The organism is Microcoleus sp. bin48.metabat.b7b8b9.023, assembly GCF_013299185.1.
Taxonomy (GTDB): domain Bacteria; phylum Cyanobacteriota; class Cyanobacteriia; order Cyanobacteriales; family Microcoleaceae; genus Microcoleus.
The window spans coordinates 1-17,705 of the sequence record NZ_JAAFKG010000001.1 but is presented as its reverse complement, the minus strand read 5'-3'; the positions used below and the strand labels follow the sequence as shown (position 1 = coordinate 17,705).

Genomic DNA, 17,705 nt, shown 5'->3' with positions numbered 1-17,705 from the left:
AAGGACTTAACCTTGCAACTTACCGCCCAGATTTTCTCGGCTGTGTACCGTCAGCCCGCTTCCGACGAATCAGTACACTCATCACCTGGCCAGGATTTGCCGCGCGCTGTACGGGACTCCAATCGCCAACTTCGGCAAATCCCAATCGGTACAAAGTGAGAATCGTTTCCCTGACACCCTGGGGCGAACCCACAACCGTTACCACCACAATATCCTGTTCGGATATGGCTGTTGGATCCGAATTTTGACAATCCTCTTCGAGGGCTTCGCTAACAGATTCGTTTTCGTCGGGCACGAATTCCTGTGACATATTATGTTCTCCTGACTTTGGGTTTTCTAGAAAAACCCAAAAATCCAGCCGCCCCGCATTTCAACACACAGCAGGGCGGCCACAGAGAATGTTAAGATACTCCGAGCCTCCAGACTGCTTGTACCAGTTTGGCGGTTATGCTGTCCATTGCTGCTTGCTACAGCTTTGGGCAGTGCAACTAGATTTTTGGGCGACGCGGGTTGCCTCTTCTACAAGCTTTCGCAACCTCTTACTTCACAGGGTAGCCGCAGATGGGGGCCGCCGTCAACCAAATTTTAAATTTTAGATTTTGGATTTTTGATTGAGACGCAGGATCTTATTGAACCGCGAAGACGCGAAGGGCGCGTTCGGCGAAGCCGTTCCCGAAGGGTAGGAAGAATTAGGAAGGAAGGGAGTCAGTAAGTTGTTGCTGGCGATCGCAAATCTCTAATTTTTACCCTAAAATCCAACATCAACCCCCCGTAAATACTCGGAATAACCACCCGAAAAGCATAACGCTTAAGAAAATAATGCCTCCGACAATTAACGTCAAACCTAACAGCAAAGCAGCGACAAATAACCAGTCAGCTTTTTTGCCAGCAGGTTCGGGGCTACCTAAATGAGCATCCAGTAATTCTATATTCTTGACATTAGCCTTCCAAGCAACATCCAACAAGTCTCCGGCAACTGGTACAGTGCCTGCAACTGTATCAAATACGATGTTAGCGGCCATCTTGACTAAGGTCTCTTGTGGCACTCCCATTTGAGCAGATTTAAACACAACATAACCTGCAAAAATTGAGCCGACTAAATCGCCGCCGCCCGGGATTAGTCCCAAGATTGGATCGAGTCCGATGCGGTATTTTGTGCCGGGAATTGGAATTGCGTTGTCGAGTAAATGGCTGATGCGGCGGAGTCGGCGCAAGGATGCAGCCTGAGATTTGCTCGAAGTATTTGCGGGGGAATTTTGTATAGGAGGACGAGACATTTAGATTACTCCTGACTTTATTTCTTAGTCCGCGGAGGCGGACTTCGTTTTTGTAGAAGCGATTTCAATCGCCGAATCATGAAGGTGTTAACTTTTATCATACAGAGAAACCCGGTCTCTATTCAAAACCGGGTTTCTTGCTTCTAGCTGCTGGCTGTTAGTTTAGCCTGCTATTTGTTGCCTTCTGTGAAGTCGGCGTCAATCACGTCGTCGCCGCCGCCAGTCGGGCCGCCGTCTCCAGGGCCGCCGGGGCCGTCAGTGGGGCCGCCTGCTTGTTGGTACAGGTTGCTGCTGACTGCGTAGAATGCTTGCTGCAACTCTGTTGTTAGGGTTTTGATGCGATCGTCATCTTCACTCTCGATCGCAGCCCGCAAGTCTTTTAGCAAGCCTTCAATCTTGGTTTTGTCATCAGCAGGAACTTTATCGCCCAATTCTGCCAACTGCTTCTCGATTTGGTAGGCTTGAGAATCGGCTTGGTTTTTGCGATCGATCCTTTCGCGACGTTCTTTGTCAGCAGAAGCATTCGATTCGGCTTCCCGAACCATCCGATCGACTTCATTGCTGGGCAAAGTAGAAGCACCGGTAATGCTGATAGATTGTTCCTTGCCAGTACCTTTATCCTTAGCAGCTACATTCAAAATACCGTTAGCATCGATATCGAAAGTAACTTCAATTTGAGGTACGCCGCGGGGGGCTGGAGGAACTCCATCTAAGCGGAAGGTTCCCAAATCTTTGTTGTCGTTTGCCATTTCCCGTTCGCCTTGCAAAACGTGAATTTCCACGTTTGTTTGGCCGTCTACAGCAGTCGAGAAAGTTTCCGACTTCTTAGTAGGAATTGTGGTGTTGCGGGGAATGATTTTGGTCATCACGCCGCCCAAGGTTTCGACGCCGAGAGACAGCGGGGTAACGTCGAGCAACAGGATGTCTTTGACTTCGCCTGCGAGCACGCCTGCTTGAATTGCTGCACCGACTGCGACCACTTCATCCGGGTTTACCGTTTGGTTGGGGTCTTTGCCGAGGATTTTTTTGACGAGTTCTTGCACGGCTGGAATGCGCGTAGAACCACCAACTAAGACAACTTCATTAATTGCAGATTTGTCGAGTTTGGCGTCGCGGATTGCGTTTTCTACGGGAATGCGAGAGCGATCGATCAAATCAGAACAAAGCTCTTCAAACTTGCCCCGAGTCAAGGTGGTGTCCAAGTGTTTTGGCCCGTCTTGAGTCGCGGTAATAAACGGCAAGTTGATTTCTGCTTGAGTAACGCTCGACAGTTCAATCTTGGCTTTTTCGGCTGCTTCCGTCAGGCGTTGCAGTGCTTGTTTATCTTTGCGGAGGTCAATTCCTTCGGCTCTTTGGAATTCTCCGGCGATGAAATCAACAATCTTTTTGTCGAAGTCGTCACCGCCGAGGTGAGTGTCTCCAGAAGTTGCTAGCACTTCAAATACACCGTCGCCGACTTCGAGAATCGATACGTCGAAAGTACCGCCACCCAAGTCAAATACGAGGATGGTTTCGTTGCTCTTTTTATCTAATCCGTAGGCTAAAGCTGCTGCTGTAGGTTCGTTAATAATCCGCAGAACTTCAATACCGGCAATTTTTCCCGCGTCTTTAGTAGCTTGGCGCTGGGAATCGTTGAAGTAAGCGGGCACTGTAATTACCGCTTGGGTAACAGTTTCGCCGAGGTATTTGCTGGCATCTTCTACGAGTTTACGCAACACTTGCGCGGAAATTTCTTCGGGAGCAAATTGCTTGCCGCGAGCGGGACAGTCTAGTTTCAGGCTGTTGCCAACTTTCAGGACTTTGTAGGAAACTTCGGTAGTTTCGTGAGTTACTTCGTCAACCCGACGCCCGATAAACCGTTTTACTGAGTAAAAGGTGTTTTCGGCGTTCATCACGGCTTGACGCTTGGCGATTTGTCCGACGAGTTGATCGCCATTTTTAGCATATGCTACTACGGAAGGTGTGGTGCGACCCCCTTCGGCGTTGGCTATGACGGTGGGTTTGCCGCCTTCCATAACTGCGACGCAGGAGTTTGTCGTACCTAAGTCAATTCCAACTACTTTTCCCATAGGGGTGTTCCGGCTCCAATCTCTACAAAATTTTGGTTTTCTATCTGTGTGATAGTCTGGTTATTCAGAACTGCGATTCTACTTCGCGGTTTACGGGTAGTCAGATACATTTAACCCGGTAAATCCAGGACTAAGCCAGAATTAGCCGTGTATGGCAAGACGGGTGAAAGCAGCAAGCTCTCCCGTCAAGGAGGTATCTCTCAAAGCTTTCAACGAAATATTGAAAGCGCCATTTAATTCTCTGTCCACACTTTGAACAGGTTTTTGATGTGTATTCTTTCGTTATGTCTACTACAAAACTGCTATATTTAGCAGCTTGATGCTTCAACACTCGATCGACACTACCAGCTTTTACCTGATTATTCAAGAAGTTTCTAGAAAATCATTTACTTTGCATCAACAGTCTTCGATAGGGTGCTTATCTCTATACTGCGGGCGGTTAGACCTTGCGATGAAGGTGTATTTACCGAACCTGTTGGGGGACGGTTGCATCGGTGAGGCTTTTACTGCTACAGCTTTGGACTGCTTTTCTTTACTCTTCCTAATGTAGGGCGTGCGATCGATTCGGGCATTGTGGCAAACCGTATACGTTGTGTTGTATTTGCCGTCTTGGGTGTATAAATTTAGTTGGGCCGGTTTGGGCGATTGGTTGTGCGATCGCATCTTTTGGATGCCAAATAGAAAATTTTATAGATGCAGACGGCGGTTGAAACCGCATCTACACAGAAGATTTTATAGATGCAGACGGCGGTTGAAACCGCATCTACACAAACGATGTCCGCCTCCGCGGACTGAAGATTGTGTAATTTTAACTGTCTACTAATTTTAACTGTCTACTCTTCAACCCGCGAAGGCGGGTTTTGTTTGTGTAGACGCGGTTTCCAACCGCCGGGTATTCAACCGCCCGGTTTCAACCGAATTTCAACCACCGCTGAATTGCAACTACCGCGGATCGCCAATTAAAATAAACGGCGACCAAAAAAACGGATGGAAATTATCCTTTATTAGACTCAACTTAGCTTGTTGCAAAGCTTCATTTTTACTCATCCCTTTATTGATATTCTGATAAAATTGAACCATCAAAACTTTAGTAGATGAATCCGCAACATTCCACAGACTCGCAATCACAGCTCGTGCACCCGCACGCTCAAATACATAGGCAACTCCCGATATTTCTTCATCGTTATAGTTAGTTTTTATTGCCGTTTGACACGCGCTTAATGTCAGGAGTCTCGTGTTTTCCAATCTCAATAAGGCGGCATCGCCAATATTAAATTCTTCATTATTCGCAAACAGGATAGTATTCGGCTTTAAATCAACTCTGTCGGGTTGCTTACAATTGGGAGATTTAAGCAAGCAGCAGCCTTTCGGTTGAAAACAGCCGTGAGTTGCTAGGTGCAAAAAGGGAAAGTGGCGTGCTTGATCTTTGAATTCTTTGAGGGTTGCTGCATTGCCGGTACGGGGTAGACTATTGGGAATAATTTGGGTGATTCTCTCAACTTCCCGTTTTGAATTTGGTAAATTGTAGGGGGCACGAGTGACGGGATTTCCTAATGCTAAGACTGGGCCTCGTAAAGTTGAATCTGGTATTGTCATTTTGGAAATACGGGTGAGATAGTTGATGGGATATTTCTGGATCAGGAATTGATTTTTTTTTGTGTCATACAGCGTTTCAAATGGGATATAACGCAATTTTCCTGTGGCGATAATGCTCAATTGTTTGGGAGACAATGCCTGTATTTTTTCTTCTACAGGGCGAATTAGGAAGTCGTATAGTTTGCCGCCAGTTTCTTGGTACTTATTTGCGGCGGATAAAAAGTTTGATATTTCTTCGCGGTGTTCGGTGAGTAGTTTGTCGAATTGTTTGGGTTGAATCGGAACTTTTTGAACCGTTAAATAGTCTTTTGTTAAGACAAATAAGGCGATCGTATTGGGGACACCTCTGACATTTTCCAGCAAGACGGGTTGAATGACAACGGTATCTCGTGCGATACTTGCTTTCAGTTGGTCGATGTCTTTGGGTGTGGTTTCAAATAGTTCGGCGACTTCTGGGAATAGGGCACGACTGTGTTCAGCTTCCTTGTTAAATTCTGCTTCTACTTTCCGTATTTTTTCGGGGATATCTTTTGAGAGATTTTCTGACAAATTGCCTTGAAGTTGGCTGCGAAGGTATTGGAGTTCTTTATTTTTTTCATCCAACTCGTCAATGGCTTTTTGTGCTTCGTGATCTTTAACTTTGGCGCCAATTAAACGGGTGTAGTCGGCGAGATCGGCTGTGGTGGCGATGTTGATCCATTGGAAAGCGCGATAGTCTTGGTTTTGGTCGTTTTGGTCGATGAGAAGGGAGGTAAGGGCGATCGCTGGCCCGCTTTCAGCTTCTAGAAACTTTCGTCTATTTTCTCGCCGTAAGTCTCTCCGAATTTCTAAAGTAATTTTGACAGATTTCTCCCAATTGTCGATCGCTTTATCCGGTTGTTTCATATCTCGGCGTACTTCAGCAATATTACTAAAAGTATCTGCTGCCCCGGCACGATAGCCAATTTCATTCGTAATTGCTAAAGATCGTTCCAAATATTCTAATGCTTTTTGTGGCTGGGACATGATTTTGTGCGCTATACCCATCTGATTCAAAGTAACAGCTTTCCCGGCGCGATAGGGAAATGCCTCCGTAATTGTTAAAGCTTTTTCCAAAAATTCTAATGCTTTTAGTGGTTGGTTTTTGTTATTATAAACTTCACCAATATTAGATAAGATAGTCGCTTTCTCTGGGCTATTATCTCCTTCTCCTCTGATTTCTAAAGCTTTTTCAAAACTTTTTAATGCTTTGTCTAGTGATGTTATTTTTGCAAACTTTTTTTCTTCTTTTCCTTTGGACATGATTTTGTATGCTACACCCATATCATTCAACGTAACAGCTTTCCCAGCAAGATTTTTTGTTTCTTCCATAATTAGTGAAGCATCATGAAAATTTTTTAATGCTTTTTCCTGTTGGTAAATGCTATTGTGTACTTGACCGATAACAATCAAAATACGAGCTTGCTCCTCGCGATTGTTCACTCTTTCTGTTATTAGTAAATCTTTATTCTCTATATTTTTTGTCATTTGTAAAGCCCGATCTAAGTATTTTAATGCTTCTGTCTGCTGAGAAATGCTGTTGTACAGCATACCAATATTCTTCAAAGTACCAGCTTTCGCCGCACTATCCCCTTCTGGTGGCAGAATTGATAAAGCTTTTTTAAAAGATTCCAATGCTTCTGTCATCTTGGAGAGCCTGTTGTAGGCTTCACCAATGCCATTGAGTGCTACGGCTTGATTGTCTATATCTGGAATTTGTCGCGCAATGGCTTGAACTTCCTCCCATGTTGCTAGCGCTTGTTCGGGTTGTTTTTGTGTCTCTTCTGTTGCTTTGTGTCTAAGTGACTTTAATTTTGCATATTGTGAATCTTGACTTTGCACCGAACTAGGTTGAACCATCATTGACACAGTCAGAGGAGTTAGACAGACACCCAAAACCAAAACACTAGGGCTAAGTCGTTTCATCATTTTCATAATTCACCAAATTTGATTAATAGGATAGGCATCAAATGCAGAATCTTTACTTAATATGGATATCCCTTCCACCATTGCTTCTGCGATGAGCAAGAGATATTGAGACATACCAGTTTTCTATTTGTAAGTCGAGATGATCGGCAAAGTCTGACACATTATTCGTTACGAAGACCAGATTGTTTGCATTCAGAATTGGTCTAAGCTGTTCGACATTCAAACTGCACTATTTGTGGGCTAGACCCTATATTGCAAGGGATTGAGGCAATAAATTTAAATGACTAACATCTTAGTTGGTTCCGAAAGTACGTTAAAGAGAGTTGGGATTTTAATTCTACAGAATTTACAGACTCTGACCAAAGCACTGAGCGAAGCCAAAGTCTATCAAATCTGCGGGTAACAACGAAACATTCTTGTAAAAAGCCCGGTTTCTGACGACGCGACGGACTTAATAGGGAGTCGCTGTAATTGTCATCGTCTTTTTTGGCACGTTAAATTGCATTTCATTTACGACAAATTTTCGTTTAGTTTCCCCATCTCCCTTCAGAACTGAGTGAATACTTTTTAGCTGATCGGGAGGAACAACAGACCCTAAGTTTACCTCTGCTTGACCATTATTCGGATTTACCAAGCGAAAAGCGTTCATGGGAATATCGGGCCAAGTCTCTGGACGACCTTTCATTGAAGTAACGTCGCCCTTCAGAGGCATATTTTGACTACTTTTACGATCTTTGGGATCGTCAGAAAACACCACTTTATTAATTTGACTGAAGGGACGCGATATCTTTTCCTTTCCTCGCTGGATGGATAATTCCTGGGACTTATCATCAATCTTCACAACTTGACCGCTTAGTTCTTCTTTGCTCTTATTCATTAAAATTTTTGCATCTGTCGGCAACTCTATGGATATGGGCTTGCTAGTATTAGCCTGTGCTTGTACCAATTGCAAATTGTGTTTCTGGATACCTTGACTAGCCGCATTAACTTGTGCTGCCATACCCGCCGTTACTATAATAAGTGCTACAACTAGAAATGAAAGTATTTTCCGCTTCATATTTCCTCTAAACCCCTTGAAGGATAAACCCCAAACCCGTTAGTATTATATAATGGTAGTTCACATTTTTCAAGGTGATTCCGTGGCTAATTCTCCTCAACCTACTCCCGAATCCAACATTTTAAGCAAATTTGCTAGTGTTGTTGGGTTATTTAGTATCGCTTTGTTTTTTACGGGCTGGATTTATCGCTGGTCTTATTTTTCCTACTTCCAGATCAATCTAATGACCCTCGATTTACCAGTACAATCATTTTTTATCGTGCCACTTCAGGTATTTTTTGCTGATGGATCGACCATTGTTAAAAGTGCGATCGCTCTTCTGTTAACAATCCTAGCAATTTATATGATTTTGTGGCTAGTTAACAGTATCCAGAAGACAGTTGCCACTAAAATTAATCGAACAATTACATGGTGGCTGTCCTATCTTTACGGCAGAAGATTCAAGTCGATTTACCGGATTTTAAAGTCTTGGGAACAATTTAATCTGAATCGATTAAACTCAATAAAATTATTGCGATCGCTCGTTGACGAAATTATTATTGTCAGTTTGGTATTGGTGGTTTTGTTTGGGTTTGCTCGCGACAAAGGTATTGCCGATGCCGGACGCGATGCGGGCGAAGCTTCGACTTTACCTGTAGTTACTTTAGTCGCCAAGCAAGAGAATATTGCTTTAGGCAGGAAACTCAATAATATCTTTGATGACAAACTCACTCTAGAAAAGTATAGATTTATTGGCGATAAAAGTTCATTTGATGATTTGTTAAGGAAGGAAGATACTGATAGAAATAATCCCGAAAAACCTAGAGTTTGGCGGTTGCTTTTGGAGAGAGGAAACTGGATTTATCTGTTTCCTGCTTTAACAACAGCAAAGCAAAAAGACCCTCAAGTTCGTCCGCTAGTGATGGCGATTCAACAAAGTCAATCCGGCGATCAATTGTTAATTTTAAGTCCTGGATATTCTAAACCTTCTAAATAAAGTCGGGGGGGTGATGGGATGCCAAAATTGTCTCGATGCTAATCGTTAGACAGTTAAATCAACTTTTAGGTTGCGTCACACATTGATTGTTTCGATTTCAACAGGTTTTTCTGGGGAACCTTACACATTTACTAAGCAACTCCATAGCCAGTATATGGACGCTTGTAAGGTGGATGCAACCCTAAAATAATATCCTCTTTGGGTACTCCCATCTCAACTAATTCTTGTCCTAAATCGGCTTCTGTCATATTGCGTTGAATCCAGATTTTACCATCCTTGATATCTAAGTGAATGAAACAGTTATAAATCCGCTTGTATCCCTCCCAGCCAACGTCTAAAATTTGGTAATGATCTTGTTCTGTATCGAACACCAACTGACATTCAACATCCAAATCTGAATTGGGATCGACTGTGGCATGAGTGGTTAGCAACTGGCGGATAAATTGGCGGTACTGCTCTATTCTTTCCATTCAATGATTACCTCCTGCACTGGTTCGTAGACGATTAACTTCACTTGATACTGTCTGACGGCTTCCTGAGTGAATCTTTCTTGAAAAAAGGATTCAAATATATCGAGAGGAATTGCCAGATACAGAGTTCTATCTGGTTCATTCATTTGCAATCCTAAGCGGTAGTTCAAAAACTGTCCCAACGCCGAATGAAAGTCTGTCACCGCTGAGGTATTCAAAAAACTTTTGATTTCAACAGCAATCTTTTGTCCAGCCTTTTCAGCGGCAAAGACTTTTTCTGCTGCTAAGTCGATTTCAAACTTCACCTTATCTATCTTGAGAATCAGCGGATCTGCTGTAATTACCCACTGCTCCTTCAAAAGAGCTTGTTTAACAGCATCATGAAATCGGTCTTTGGCAGGCATCGTTTTTTTACAGTATCTAGGTATTATGATAGCCGATCGCTCTTTATTGGTATTTATTGATTAAGCCCGATCGCACATCACAACTTCAAACACACCCCCCGGAATAAACCGACACAACGCCCTCCGCCGATCGTCCGCATCTTGGCGGTTGACAAAACGGGCGATCGTATAATGCTGAGCATTCGGTAAAATTCGGACGATCGCCCAAGAAATGCGATCTGACTCTTCCGATGTTTTCGATCGCGCATTTGAGTTGAGTTGGTAGGCGCGATCGGCAATTACCGGAGAATTGGCTTTTCTGAGAGTGTTGAGATAGCGGGCGATCGCACTTCCCTTCAGATTCGCGCCGACACGCAGAATCAGAAACACCGCAAAGCTTTCGAGCTCTGGCCCAGTCATGCGCGCGCCAGTGGCATCAAAATCGTCATCCGAGTAGTTGCGGATGCGTGACAGCAGTTGCGTCACGCCAAAATCATTCAAAGCTTGTTGATAGCCGCGACTATATTCGCTCTCGTCGCTTCCAGGCCTTACCATAGAGATTGTCTCCTTGCTTATTTGGGGGCCATCAGCCAGCGAAGAACTTTCCTAGGGATCGCGCTGGCTTTTGACTTGTTCAGAATATAGCATGGATATAGCATATATAAATGCTTTAAATGAGCCATATTCGACAAAATGGTCTAGATACAGCACAATTGCGATCAGCTTAAACTAAAAAATAGTGAATATCTTATGACCAAACGCTTAGCGACCTATTTAGCCGATGGAATCTATGACATCCTGGAAGAGTGGGCAGATCGGGAACGCCGTTCAATCAGCAGCTTAGCAGCCTTCGTTTTAGAACAAGCTGCTAGAGAATATCAAAAGGAAATGAAACAACAGCCCCCGCCATCGGATGAGAAACAGGAGAAGAGTTGAGTGCGGTTCGTGCGATCGCCCGAATTCAGCAGACTGATGGCTGAAGTCCTTGCTGCCAAACGATTGTGCAACAAGTCTATTCTGCTGCGACTTCAAAATTTATGCGATCGTAAATATCCGTCAAGCTAATTTGGAACTCAACCGAGTCCATTGCTAATACAGAATCTTCTGACTCATACTCAGTAAAGAGCCATTTATCATTAGCCGTCTTAGTCAATTGTTCAACATGATATTTGTATTGGTCAATTAAAATATATTCCCGAAGTTCAGGAATCGATCGATAATAAAGAAACTTCTCCCCTCTGTCATAATCTTTAGTAGATTTCGACAAAACCTCAACAATTAGCAACGGATTTGTCACAGTCGTGGTGTTGTTTCCATGGTAAACCGGTTCACCCTGAATCACCATCACATCTGGATAAGTGTACAGACGATAACGCGGTATCCACAACCGCATATCATTGATAAAAATCTCGTAATTTTGCCCGCTTACAGTCAAGGGAAATCTTTTGTATAAATTCCCAGCAATTTTATTGTGATTAGCTGTTCCACCAGTCATCGGTAATATCTCTCCATCTAGATATTCGCTTTTGTATTCCGCAGCTTCGTCTAAAGCTAAATATTCTTCGGGAGTATAGTAGCGTTTTTCTGTTTCTGCCAACATACTATATTTCTCCTATCCAATTTTATATCTATCATTGTATCATATTTTTGATAGTGCAATTATCTCTCGCACACAAGCATCTGTAGGGAAACGGCACCGCTGTATCCTAATCCGCAGCTAGATTTTTATGTATAATTATCACGGCTGACAGATGGGGGTCAGAAACCCGGTTTCTATGAGATTTTGCGGACAGGAACGAAAAATATACGAGGAAACCGGGTTTCTAATCTCAGCGCGCGTCCAGGACTAATTTAAAAATATTATGAAATTTATCGGCATCGATTTAGGTTGGAGTTCAGGCGCCAGCGGTTTGTGCTGCTTAAATTGGGAAAATAACCAATTACAATTCATCGAGTGCGATCGCCAACAATCACTTAACGACATCCTCACCTGGATCGATCGCCAAATCGGGTCAACCGAACCAGCCATCATCGCCGTAGACGCCCCCACAATCATCACCAATCCAACGGGAATGCGCGAGGCTGACAAACTCACCCACAAACATTTCGGGCGCTACCACGCAGGCTGCTATCCCGCCAACCTTTCGAGGCCCTTCGCCCAAAAAACCGTCGAATTCGGCCTTTGTTTGGAAGCCAGAGGATTTGTCCACTCACCAACTATTGAAGCTAAGAAACTAGGCAGATATCAAATAGAAGTCTTTCCCCATCCAGCCACAATCAACTTATTTAAATTAGATAGAATCATCAAATACAAAAAAGGAAAACTGGCAGAGCGTCAATTAGAATTGATGAAACTCTGCCAGTATATTATCGATATTTTACCGAGCCTTGAACCTTCTCTAAATCTGTCTTGTAGCACAGGAATCTTGCCTGTGAGCGGTGGTTCCAAGCTCCCCGAAATCCCCACCAGTGTTGCAACTCTCAAAGCCTTAGAAGACCAGCTAGATGCCTTGCTGTGCGCTTATATCGGCGCTCACTGGTGGTACTGGGGAATCGATCGCAATTTGGTTTTGGGCGATCGCACCACAGGCTACATAGTCATTCCGCAACTTTGATAAAAATGGAGAAAGGGAGAGGGGGAGAGGGAGCATCTGTGTTTTGCATTTACAGTGCTGTCCCCGCTCGCGTGATTTACACACACGCGAGCGGGGACGCTCGCACTACAATAGACCTCTTGCAAAAATCGGAAGACACCCTAAAATCATCTGCGTTTATCTGTGTTTATCTGTCTGACATCTGCGGTTTATGTATCAATCGAAGACTTATGCAAGAGGTCTAATAAAAAATGATTTTTGCAAAACACAGATGCTCCCGGGGGAGAGGGGAAGAATTAGAAAAATCTTCCTTTATTCTCCTGCCAACAGTCAACAGTCAACACTCAACTAAGAGGGCGGGCACGGGGGCGCCGCCCGAACTGTCAACTGTCAACTGTCAACTGTCAACTGTTTAATGTGCCCAGAGAATCACACCAACTTCATAGGGACTGCTGAGATTGTCGTGCTTCGGCAAAACCCGCAGCGACAAACCTTGCAAACCGCTAGAAGTATAAGTAATGTCAGCCGTATAAAGACTGGCATTATTAGGATCTTCACCCAAATACTCCATTACCATCGGCACGCCGCCGACAATATCTCCGTTAGCATCAACCGAACCTTGATACAGTTCAACTTGCACATCCGCAGGTGTCAATCCCATCAGATTGATGCGAGATTTAACAGCGATCGACTGATTGACCTTAACTTCCTTATCCTGGGAAATATCAACAGCCTCAATCTTAATGTTCTGCCACTTCCCGAGGACGTGTTTCTTCCATTGAGACAACTCCTTCGCCGGAGCGCATCCGTCGGAAGTCATGGTGTGATAGCGATCGCTCACGGGGAAATAAGCCCGCCGCGCGTAATCCTTCACCATCCGAGCAGTATTGAAGAAAGGACAGTTCAAAGCAATAGAATCCTTCATTTTCGCCGTCCAACCGCGGGGAATACCATCAGCATCCCGGTTGTAAAACAGCGGTACAACTTCCTTTTCCATCAAGTCGTACAAAGCATTCGCCTCGACTTCATCCTGATACTTAGTATCTTCGTAAAACTCGCCATGTCCGATCGGCCAACCGGTACGAACATAATCCGCCTCATCCCACCAACCGTCAAGAATGCTGAGGTTTGGCAAACCATTCATCGAAGCTTTCATCCCCGATGTACCAGAAGCCTCACGGGGACGGCGCGGCGTATTCAGCCACACATCGCAACCGGACACCATCATCCGAGCCACGTTAATGTCGTAATTCGGCAGAAACACCATCGAATTGATGGTTTCGTGCTCGCGGATAAAGTGAACGATATCCCGAATCAATTCCTTACCCGGAATATCCATCGGGTGAGCTTTCCCAGCAATCACAAACTGCACGGGGCGGTTTTTGTCCCGCATGATCCGCATAATTCGATCGACATCGCGCAAAAACAGCGTCGCCCGCTTGTAAGTAGCAAAACGGCGTGCAAACCCGATCGTCAGCACCTTCGGATCGAGAGCCTCGCGCGCGTGTTCAATTTCGGTTTGAGCCGCCCCGCGCTCGCGCAGAGTCTTTTGCAGCCACTCCCGCGCAAATACTACCAACTCCGATCGACAGCGTTCGTGATTCCGCCACAATTCCTCATCAGGAATCGATGACATCCGATCCCACAGTCGATCGTCCTTGCGAGTCATTTCCCAATCCGGGCCAAGATAGCGATCGTACAACTCCTGAGTAGACTTCGCCACACAACTGCGAGCGTGAACCCCGTTCGTAATCGAAGTAATCGGCACCTCTTCCTCAGGCAAACCCGGCCATAACCCTTGGAACATCGGGCGCGACACGACACCGTGCAAAGCCGCCACCCCGTTGACAAAACTCGACATTTTAATTGCCAAAATTGCCATATTCAGAGGCCCAGACAAATCTTTAGTATCCTCCCGGCCCAACCCCAGGAACTCATCTTGCGACAAGCCAAACATCTTGGGATACTGACCCAGATAGTGCATCACCATATCCGGCTCGAACAAGTCAAACCCAGCAGGCACAGGCGTGTGAGTCGTAAACATACTGCTGGAAATCACCACCTGTTCCGCTTCTATGAAACTCAGGTGATGTTCCTCCATCAGCATCCGTATGCGTTCCAAAGCCATGAAAGCCGCGTGGCCTTCATTCATGTGATAAGCCGTAACTGTCAAGCCCAAAGCCTTGAGCATTTTCACCCCGCCGATGCCCAACATGATTTCTTGGTGCATCCGCAGAGTTTTGTCACCGCCGTACAGTTGGTCGGTAATATCTTGGTCGTAGCGGCTGTTAGGTTCAATATTTGTATCCATTAGGTACAGGGGCACCGTGCCCACCTGTACCCGCCAAATCCGGGCGTATACCTTGCGCCCCGGATAGTCCACCTCAATCCGCAATTCCGAACCGTCGGGATTGCGTTCTAGGTGCAGCGGCATATTGTAGAAATCGTTCAGCGGATAGCGTTCTTGCTGCCAGCCGTCGGCGTTGAGATACTGCGAGAAATAGCCTTCTTGGTAGAGGAGTCCGACACCAGCTAAGGGCAAGCCCAAGTCGCTAGCAGATTTGAGGTGGTCGCCCGCGAGCACGCCCAAACCGCCGGAATAGATGGGTAGGGCTTTAACTAAGCCGAATTCCATCGAAAAGTAAGCGTAGCATTCCTGGCGATCGGTGCCGCGCTGTTTGCGGTACCAGGCCCGATTTTTGAGATAATCGTCTAGCTGCTGGGCTGCTCGGTTCATTTGAGCAATGAAGCCTTCATCTTCTGCCATTTCTTGCAGTCGCTCTTGAGAAATGGTTCCGAGCATCAGCACCGGGTTTTGATTGCTGGAATCCCAGAGATCTCGATCGAGCCGGCGGAAAAGGTCTTTGGTATCAACGTTCCAGTCCCAGTGCAAGTTGTAGGCAAGTTTGCGTAGGGGTTCGAGAATTGCCGGCAGAGACGGGGAAACGTTAAATGTGCGAATTGGCTGCATAGACAAAGCATTTATGTTGGGGTAGCGATATTTTCGTCTGTCTTTTGGCACAAATCCGTTATTCTGCACACTATTTTAAGTTTTAAGTCGATCGGGCGATCGATCGCCAAGATCGATCGAGCGTAAAGTCGATTGTCCTGCGTCGCCTACATCAATTTCAGGAACCTTTAACTTCAATCACTTGCCCCGGAGCAATGGTCTTCAGTACGTTAAGAGCATCTGGCATCAGGGGAAGTGAACTACCTACACTTCCCTGACGGGTAAGTGTAAGCTTCCCAATTCACTGGAGATTGCCTCAGGCTTCATGGATTTTTTACGTCAGTCATGACTTTGGTCTTACATCTCCTCCTTGGGCAGAAGCGCTAGTTCCTAACGCCAAAAGTCGCAAACCTTCATTTTTTATATTGATTGCAGCATTGATGTCTCTATCGTGCTGATGCAGACAGTGCGGACAGTCTACAAACCTAACACCCAATGAATCATAACCATTTTGCAGCATTGGAATCGGTAGTAGAGTTTCACTGCAAAGCTGAGAAGATGGGAAGAAACGATTTATTTCCTGGTACGTATGCCCAAATCTCTCAGCTTTGTATTTTAACATAGTGAGAAACATTCCCCATCCTTGGTCACTAATAGCTTTTGCCAAGTTAGGATTTCTCACCATATTTTTAACTGCCAAGTCTTCTACACAAATTACTTGGTTTTCGTAGGCTATTTTGCGAGATAGCTTGTGTATAAAATCTTCTCTAACTCTAGCTATTTTGCTAGAGACTCTTGCCAGTAAACCTTTGGCTTTACGACGTTTGTTAGATTTTTTGTCTGTCTTCCTAGAGAGTTTCTTTTGTTTACGCTTTCTATTTTTCTCTAGTTTTGCTAGTCGCTTCTTGGGTAGGTCATATTTTGACTCATCAGAAGTTGTAGCAAAATTTTTCAATCCAAGATCGACACCAATAGCCTCGTTGATTGCAGATACAGGTTCATCGTCTTGATTAAACAGAATAGAAGCGTAGTATTTACCATCCGCTTTTTTAGATATAGTTACAGTCGTGAACTTAGCGTTTGGTAATTCTTTGTGAAACACAGTTTTTACCATCCCAAAATTACCAGGAAATTTGATTGCACAATCCTCTGGCATTAACTTTACGTTTTGGGGATATTGGATTGATTGCTTACCATGCTTAGACTTGAAGTTGGGATATTTGGCGCGTCCTTCAAAAAAATTGACAAACGAGCTAGACAGATTGAATGTTACTCGTTGCAATACTTGGCTGTATGCAAGTTTTAGCCATTCGTATTCTTTCTTTAACCCTGGCAGCAACTTATCCATTGCAATCTTAGAAAGACCTTTCCCTGTTTCTTTGTACGCTGTAGTTGTGGCGTTAAGCATATAGTTCCACAACCATCTAGTATTACCAAAACATTGAGCCAGATAGGATTCTTGCTCATCATTGGGATAGATTCTCAACTTAACTGCTCTGTACATGGCATCGACCTATTACCGTGTTTCAATGTTCATGATAATATAAAAAATCGTAGTGAGTCAAGACATTCAATTGTTCGTTTGTTCGTTTCCGAGCTGCCCTTCTCCCTGTTCTCCCTGCGGGAGAAATTGGTCAAAGGACTGTCGTCAACTCACGCGCAATTCATCTCACGCTTCCGCTTCGCGGTAAGACGTTAGCCTTCTTGCTGTTTAAAGGTAAATCAGGCAGCCTGTTGCTGGATGCGACAAGCACGACGACTGCCACTCCAGCTTGCTGTAAATTTTGCTGATAGCGCAAATTTTGATCTGTAGTGAGCAAAATCGTGAAGCCCTCTTGACTCATGAGCCTCAGCAGTTCACCGTTCTTTTTTCCTGACCATCCCATCTCGACGACTGTGCGTATGTCGCAGTCAACAAGTTCGCGCTTTAGAGGTCTTGGGGCACATTCATCAAGCAGGATTCGCATAAGCACTCAGCATTTCCTTTGCTAATTCAAGGGCTGCGATCGCCTGTGCATGACTGACACTAGGGAAATGATCTAAAAACACATCCAATGAATCACCAGCTTCAAGATAATCAAGCATAGTTTTCACTGGAACGCGCGTTCCCACAAAAACAGGAGTTCCTCCTAAAATATCGGAGTCGCTATGAACAACACGAGATGTTAATGCCATAACAAATTCACCAGGCTGGCTACCAATCTTTACAAAGATTATATCTAAATTCCTTCCAGTCGCTCTTTACACTCACATTCAAGGTCAGGGCGAACGCATCTAAACTTTAGATTAGCAGAATATGGTATATTGGAGAATAATTGTTGAGTAACTACAAATTATTTAATTAGGGTTTACCTGTATGAAACTCAAACCTAAAATTACCATTGCC

18 protein-coding genes are annotated in these 17,705 nt (G+C 44.7%); 4 read left to right on the top strand and 14 right to left on the bottom strand.

All coding sequences use genetic code 11. From position 1 onward, the window contains the following. Positions 1-19: 19 nt before the first annotated feature. The 6 genes from QZW82_RS00090 to QZW82_RS00065 all read right to left on the bottom strand — a co-directional run bounded on the left by QZW82_RS00090 (position 20) and on the right by QZW82_RS00065 (position 7,889). Positions 20-310 (bottom strand): hypothetical protein, encoded by a 291-nt coding sequence (locus QZW82_RS00090; RefSeq protein ID WP_293142553.1) that lies wholly within the window; start codon positions 308-310, stop codon positions 20-22. Positions 311-761: 451 nt separating this feature from the next. After that, on the bottom strand, positions 762-1,277 hold the full coding sequence (locus QZW82_RS00085) for a DUF4112 domain-containing protein (protein ID WP_293142550.1): 516 nt from the start codon (positions 1,275-1,277) through the stop codon (positions 762-764). Between the two features lie 170 nt (positions 1,278-1,447). Continuing rightward, entirely contained in the window at positions 1,448-3,346 is a 1,899-nt protein-coding gene (gene dnaK, locus QZW82_RS00080; RefSeq protein WP_293142547.1) for a molecular chaperone DnaK, read from the bottom strand. Between the two features lie 130 nt (positions 3,347-3,476). Beyond that, positions 3,477-3,677, bottom strand: coding sequence for a zinc ribbon domain-containing protein (locus tag QZW82_RS00075; protein WP_293143285.1), 201 nt, complete (start codon positions 3,675-3,677; stop codon positions 3,477-3,479). A gap of 611 nt (positions 3,678-4,288) precedes the next feature. Continuing rightward, entirely contained in the window at positions 4,289-6,889 is a 2,601-nt protein-coding gene (locus QZW82_RS00070) for a CHAT domain-containing protein (RefSeq protein ID WP_293142544.1), read from the bottom strand. A 451-nt stretch (positions 6,890-7,340) separates the two neighbouring features. After that, on the bottom strand, positions 7,341-7,889 hold the full coding sequence (locus tag QZW82_RS00065) for a hypothetical protein (RefSeq protein WP_293142541.1): 549 nt from the start codon (positions 7,887-7,889) through the stop codon (positions 7,341-7,343). A gap of 109 nt (positions 7,890-7,998) precedes the next feature. Between QZW82_RS00065 and QZW82_RS00060 the strand changes: the two genes are divergently transcribed. Further along, the gene (locus tag QZW82_RS00060) at positions 7,999-8,922 is read left to right on the top strand and encodes a hypothetical protein (RefSeq protein ID WP_293142538.1); all 924 of its coding nucleotides are present in this window, start codon (positions 7,999-8,001) and stop codon (positions 8,920-8,922) included. 131 nt (positions 8,923-9,053) lie between these two features. On the opposite strand, the gene QZW82_RS00055 is transcribed toward QZW82_RS00060, so the two are convergent. The 3 genes from QZW82_RS00055 to QZW82_RS00045 are packed head-to-tail and all read right to left on the bottom strand — an operon-like array spanning position 9,054 to position 10,330. Continuing rightward, entirely contained in the window at positions 9,054-9,392 is a 339-nt protein-coding gene (locus QZW82_RS00055) for a XisI protein (RefSeq protein WP_293142535.1), read from the bottom strand. After that, on the bottom strand, positions 9,380-9,796 hold the full coding sequence (locus tag QZW82_RS00050) for a XisH family protein (protein WP_293142532.1): 417 nt from the start codon (positions 9,794-9,796) through the stop codon (positions 9,380-9,382). The genes QZW82_RS00055 and QZW82_RS00050 overlap by 13 nt, the downstream gene beginning before the upstream one ends. Positions 9,797-9,856: 60 nt before the next feature. Continuing rightward, on the bottom strand, positions 9,857-10,330 hold the full coding sequence (locus QZW82_RS00045) for a hypothetical protein (protein ID WP_293142529.1): 474 nt from the start codon (positions 10,328-10,330) through the stop codon (positions 9,857-9,859). Positions 10,331-10,525: 195 nt separating this feature from the next. Between QZW82_RS00045 and QZW82_RS00040 the strand changes: the two genes are divergently transcribed. Further along, positions 10,526-10,711, top strand: a complete 186-nt coding sequence (locus tag QZW82_RS00040; protein WP_293142526.1) for a hypothetical protein — start codon at positions 10,526-10,528, stop codon at positions 10,709-10,711. Between the two features lie 76 nt (positions 10,712-10,787). Here the strand turns inward: QZW82_RS00040 and QZW82_RS00035 are convergent, their stop codons facing one another. Further along, entirely contained in the window at positions 10,788-11,375 is a 588-nt protein-coding gene (locus QZW82_RS00035; protein ID WP_293142523.1) for a Uma2 family endonuclease, read from the bottom strand. 262 nt (positions 11,376-11,637) lie between these two features. On the opposite strand from QZW82_RS00035, the gene QZW82_RS00030 reads away from it, so the two are divergent. Both QZW82_RS00030 and QZW82_RS00025 read left to right on the top strand, forming a co-directional pair. Then, complete coding sequence (locus tag QZW82_RS00030) at positions 11,638-12,390, top strand: DUF429 domain-containing protein (protein ID WP_293142520.1); 753 nt, start codon at positions 11,638-11,640, stop codon at positions 12,388-12,390. A gap of 230 nt (positions 12,391-12,620) precedes the next feature. Next, positions 12,621-12,785: a hypothetical protein gene (locus tag QZW82_RS00025; protein WP_293142517.1), complete on the top strand. Its 165-nt coding sequence runs from the start codon at positions 12,621-12,623 to the stop codon at positions 12,783-12,785. On the opposite strand, the gene glgP is transcribed toward QZW82_RS00025, so the two are convergent. From glgP to QZW82_RS00005, 4 genes are all read right to left on the bottom strand, one after another. Continuing rightward, a complete protein-coding gene (glgP, locus tag QZW82_RS00020) occupies positions 12,782-15,340 on the bottom strand; it encodes an alpha-glucan family phosphorylase (protein WP_293143282.1) in 2,559 nt (852 codons plus the stop codon). The genes QZW82_RS00025 and glgP overlap by 4 nt on opposite strands. A gap of 322 nt (positions 15,341-15,662) precedes the next feature. Next, a complete protein-coding gene (locus QZW82_RS00015) occupies positions 15,663-16,805 on the bottom strand; it encodes a transposase (protein ID WP_293142514.1) in 1,143 nt (380 codons plus the stop codon). A gap of 178 nt (positions 16,806-16,983) precedes the next feature. Next, positions 16,984-17,286 (bottom strand): hypothetical protein, encoded by a 303-nt coding sequence (locus QZW82_RS00010; protein ID WP_293142511.1) that lies wholly within the window; start codon positions 17,284-17,286, stop codon positions 16,984-16,986. After that, positions 17,270-17,494, bottom strand: a complete 225-nt coding sequence (locus QZW82_RS00005; RefSeq protein WP_293142508.1) for a DUF433 domain-containing protein — start codon at positions 17,492-17,494, stop codon at positions 17,270-17,272. The genes QZW82_RS00010 and QZW82_RS00005 overlap by 17 nt, the downstream gene beginning before the upstream one ends. Between the last annotated feature and the right edge of the window lie 211 nt (positions 17,495-17,705).

Excerpts from the sequence above, each read along its gene's own strand:
- QZW82_RS00090 (WP_293142553.1), bottom strand. The coding sequence starts at position 310 with ATGTCACAGGAATTCGTGCCCGACGAAAACGAATCTGTTAGCGAAGCC.
- QZW82_RS00085 (WP_293142550.1), bottom strand. The coding sequence starts at position 1,277 with ATGTCTCGTCCTCCTATACAAAATTCCCCCGCAAATACTTCGAGCAAA.
- dnaK (WP_293142547.1), bottom strand. The coding sequence starts at position 3,346 with ATGGGAAAAGTAGTTGGAATTGACTTAGGTACGACAAACTCCTGCGTC.
- QZW82_RS00070 (WP_293142544.1), bottom strand. The coding sequence starts at position 6,889 with ATGATGAAACGACTTAGCCCTAGTGTTTTGGTTTTGGGTGTCTGTCTA.
- QZW82_RS00065 (WP_293142541.1), bottom strand. The coding sequence starts at position 7,889 with ATGGCAGCACAAGTTAATGCGGCTAGTCAAGGTATCCAGAAACACAAT.
- QZW82_RS00060 (WP_293142538.1), top strand. The coding sequence starts at position 7,999 with ATGGTAGTTCACATTTTTCAAGGTGATTCCGTGGCTAATTCTCCTCAA.
- QZW82_RS00055 (WP_293142535.1), bottom strand. The coding sequence starts at position 9,392 with ATGGAAAGAATAGAGCAGTACCGCCAATTTATCCGCCAGTTGCTAACC.
- QZW82_RS00050 (WP_293142532.1), bottom strand. The coding sequence starts at position 9,796 with ATGCCTGCCAAAGACCGATTTCATGATGCTGTTAAACAAGCTCTTTTG.
- QZW82_RS00045 (WP_293142529.1), bottom strand. The coding sequence starts at position 10,330 with ATGGTAAGGCCTGGAAGCGACGAGAGCGAATATAGTCGCGGCTATCAA.
- QZW82_RS00040 (WP_293142526.1), top strand. The coding sequence starts at position 10,526 with ATGACCAAACGCTTAGCGACCTATTTAGCCGATGGAATCTATGACATC.
- QZW82_RS00035 (WP_293142523.1), bottom strand. The coding sequence starts at position 11,375 with ATGTTGGCAGAAACAGAAAAACGCTACTATACTCCCGAAGAATATTTA.
- QZW82_RS00030 (WP_293142520.1), top strand. The coding sequence starts at position 11,638 with ATGAAATTTATCGGCATCGATTTAGGTTGGAGTTCAGGCGCCAGCGGT.
- QZW82_RS00025 (WP_293142517.1), top strand. The coding sequence starts at position 12,621 with ATGATTTTTGCAAAACACAGATGCTCCCGGGGGAGAGGGGAAGAATTA.
- glgP (WP_293143282.1), bottom strand. The coding sequence starts at position 15,340 with ATGCAGCCAATTCGCACATTTAACGTTTCCCCGTCTCTGCCGGCAATT.
- QZW82_RS00010 (WP_293142511.1), bottom strand. The coding sequence starts at position 17,286 with ATGCGAATCCTGCTTGATGAATGTGCCCCAAGACCTCTAAAGCGCGAA.
- QZW82_RS00005 (WP_293142508.1), bottom strand. The coding sequence starts at position 17,494 with ATGGCATTAACATCTCGTGTTGTTCATAGCGACTCCGATATTTTAGGA.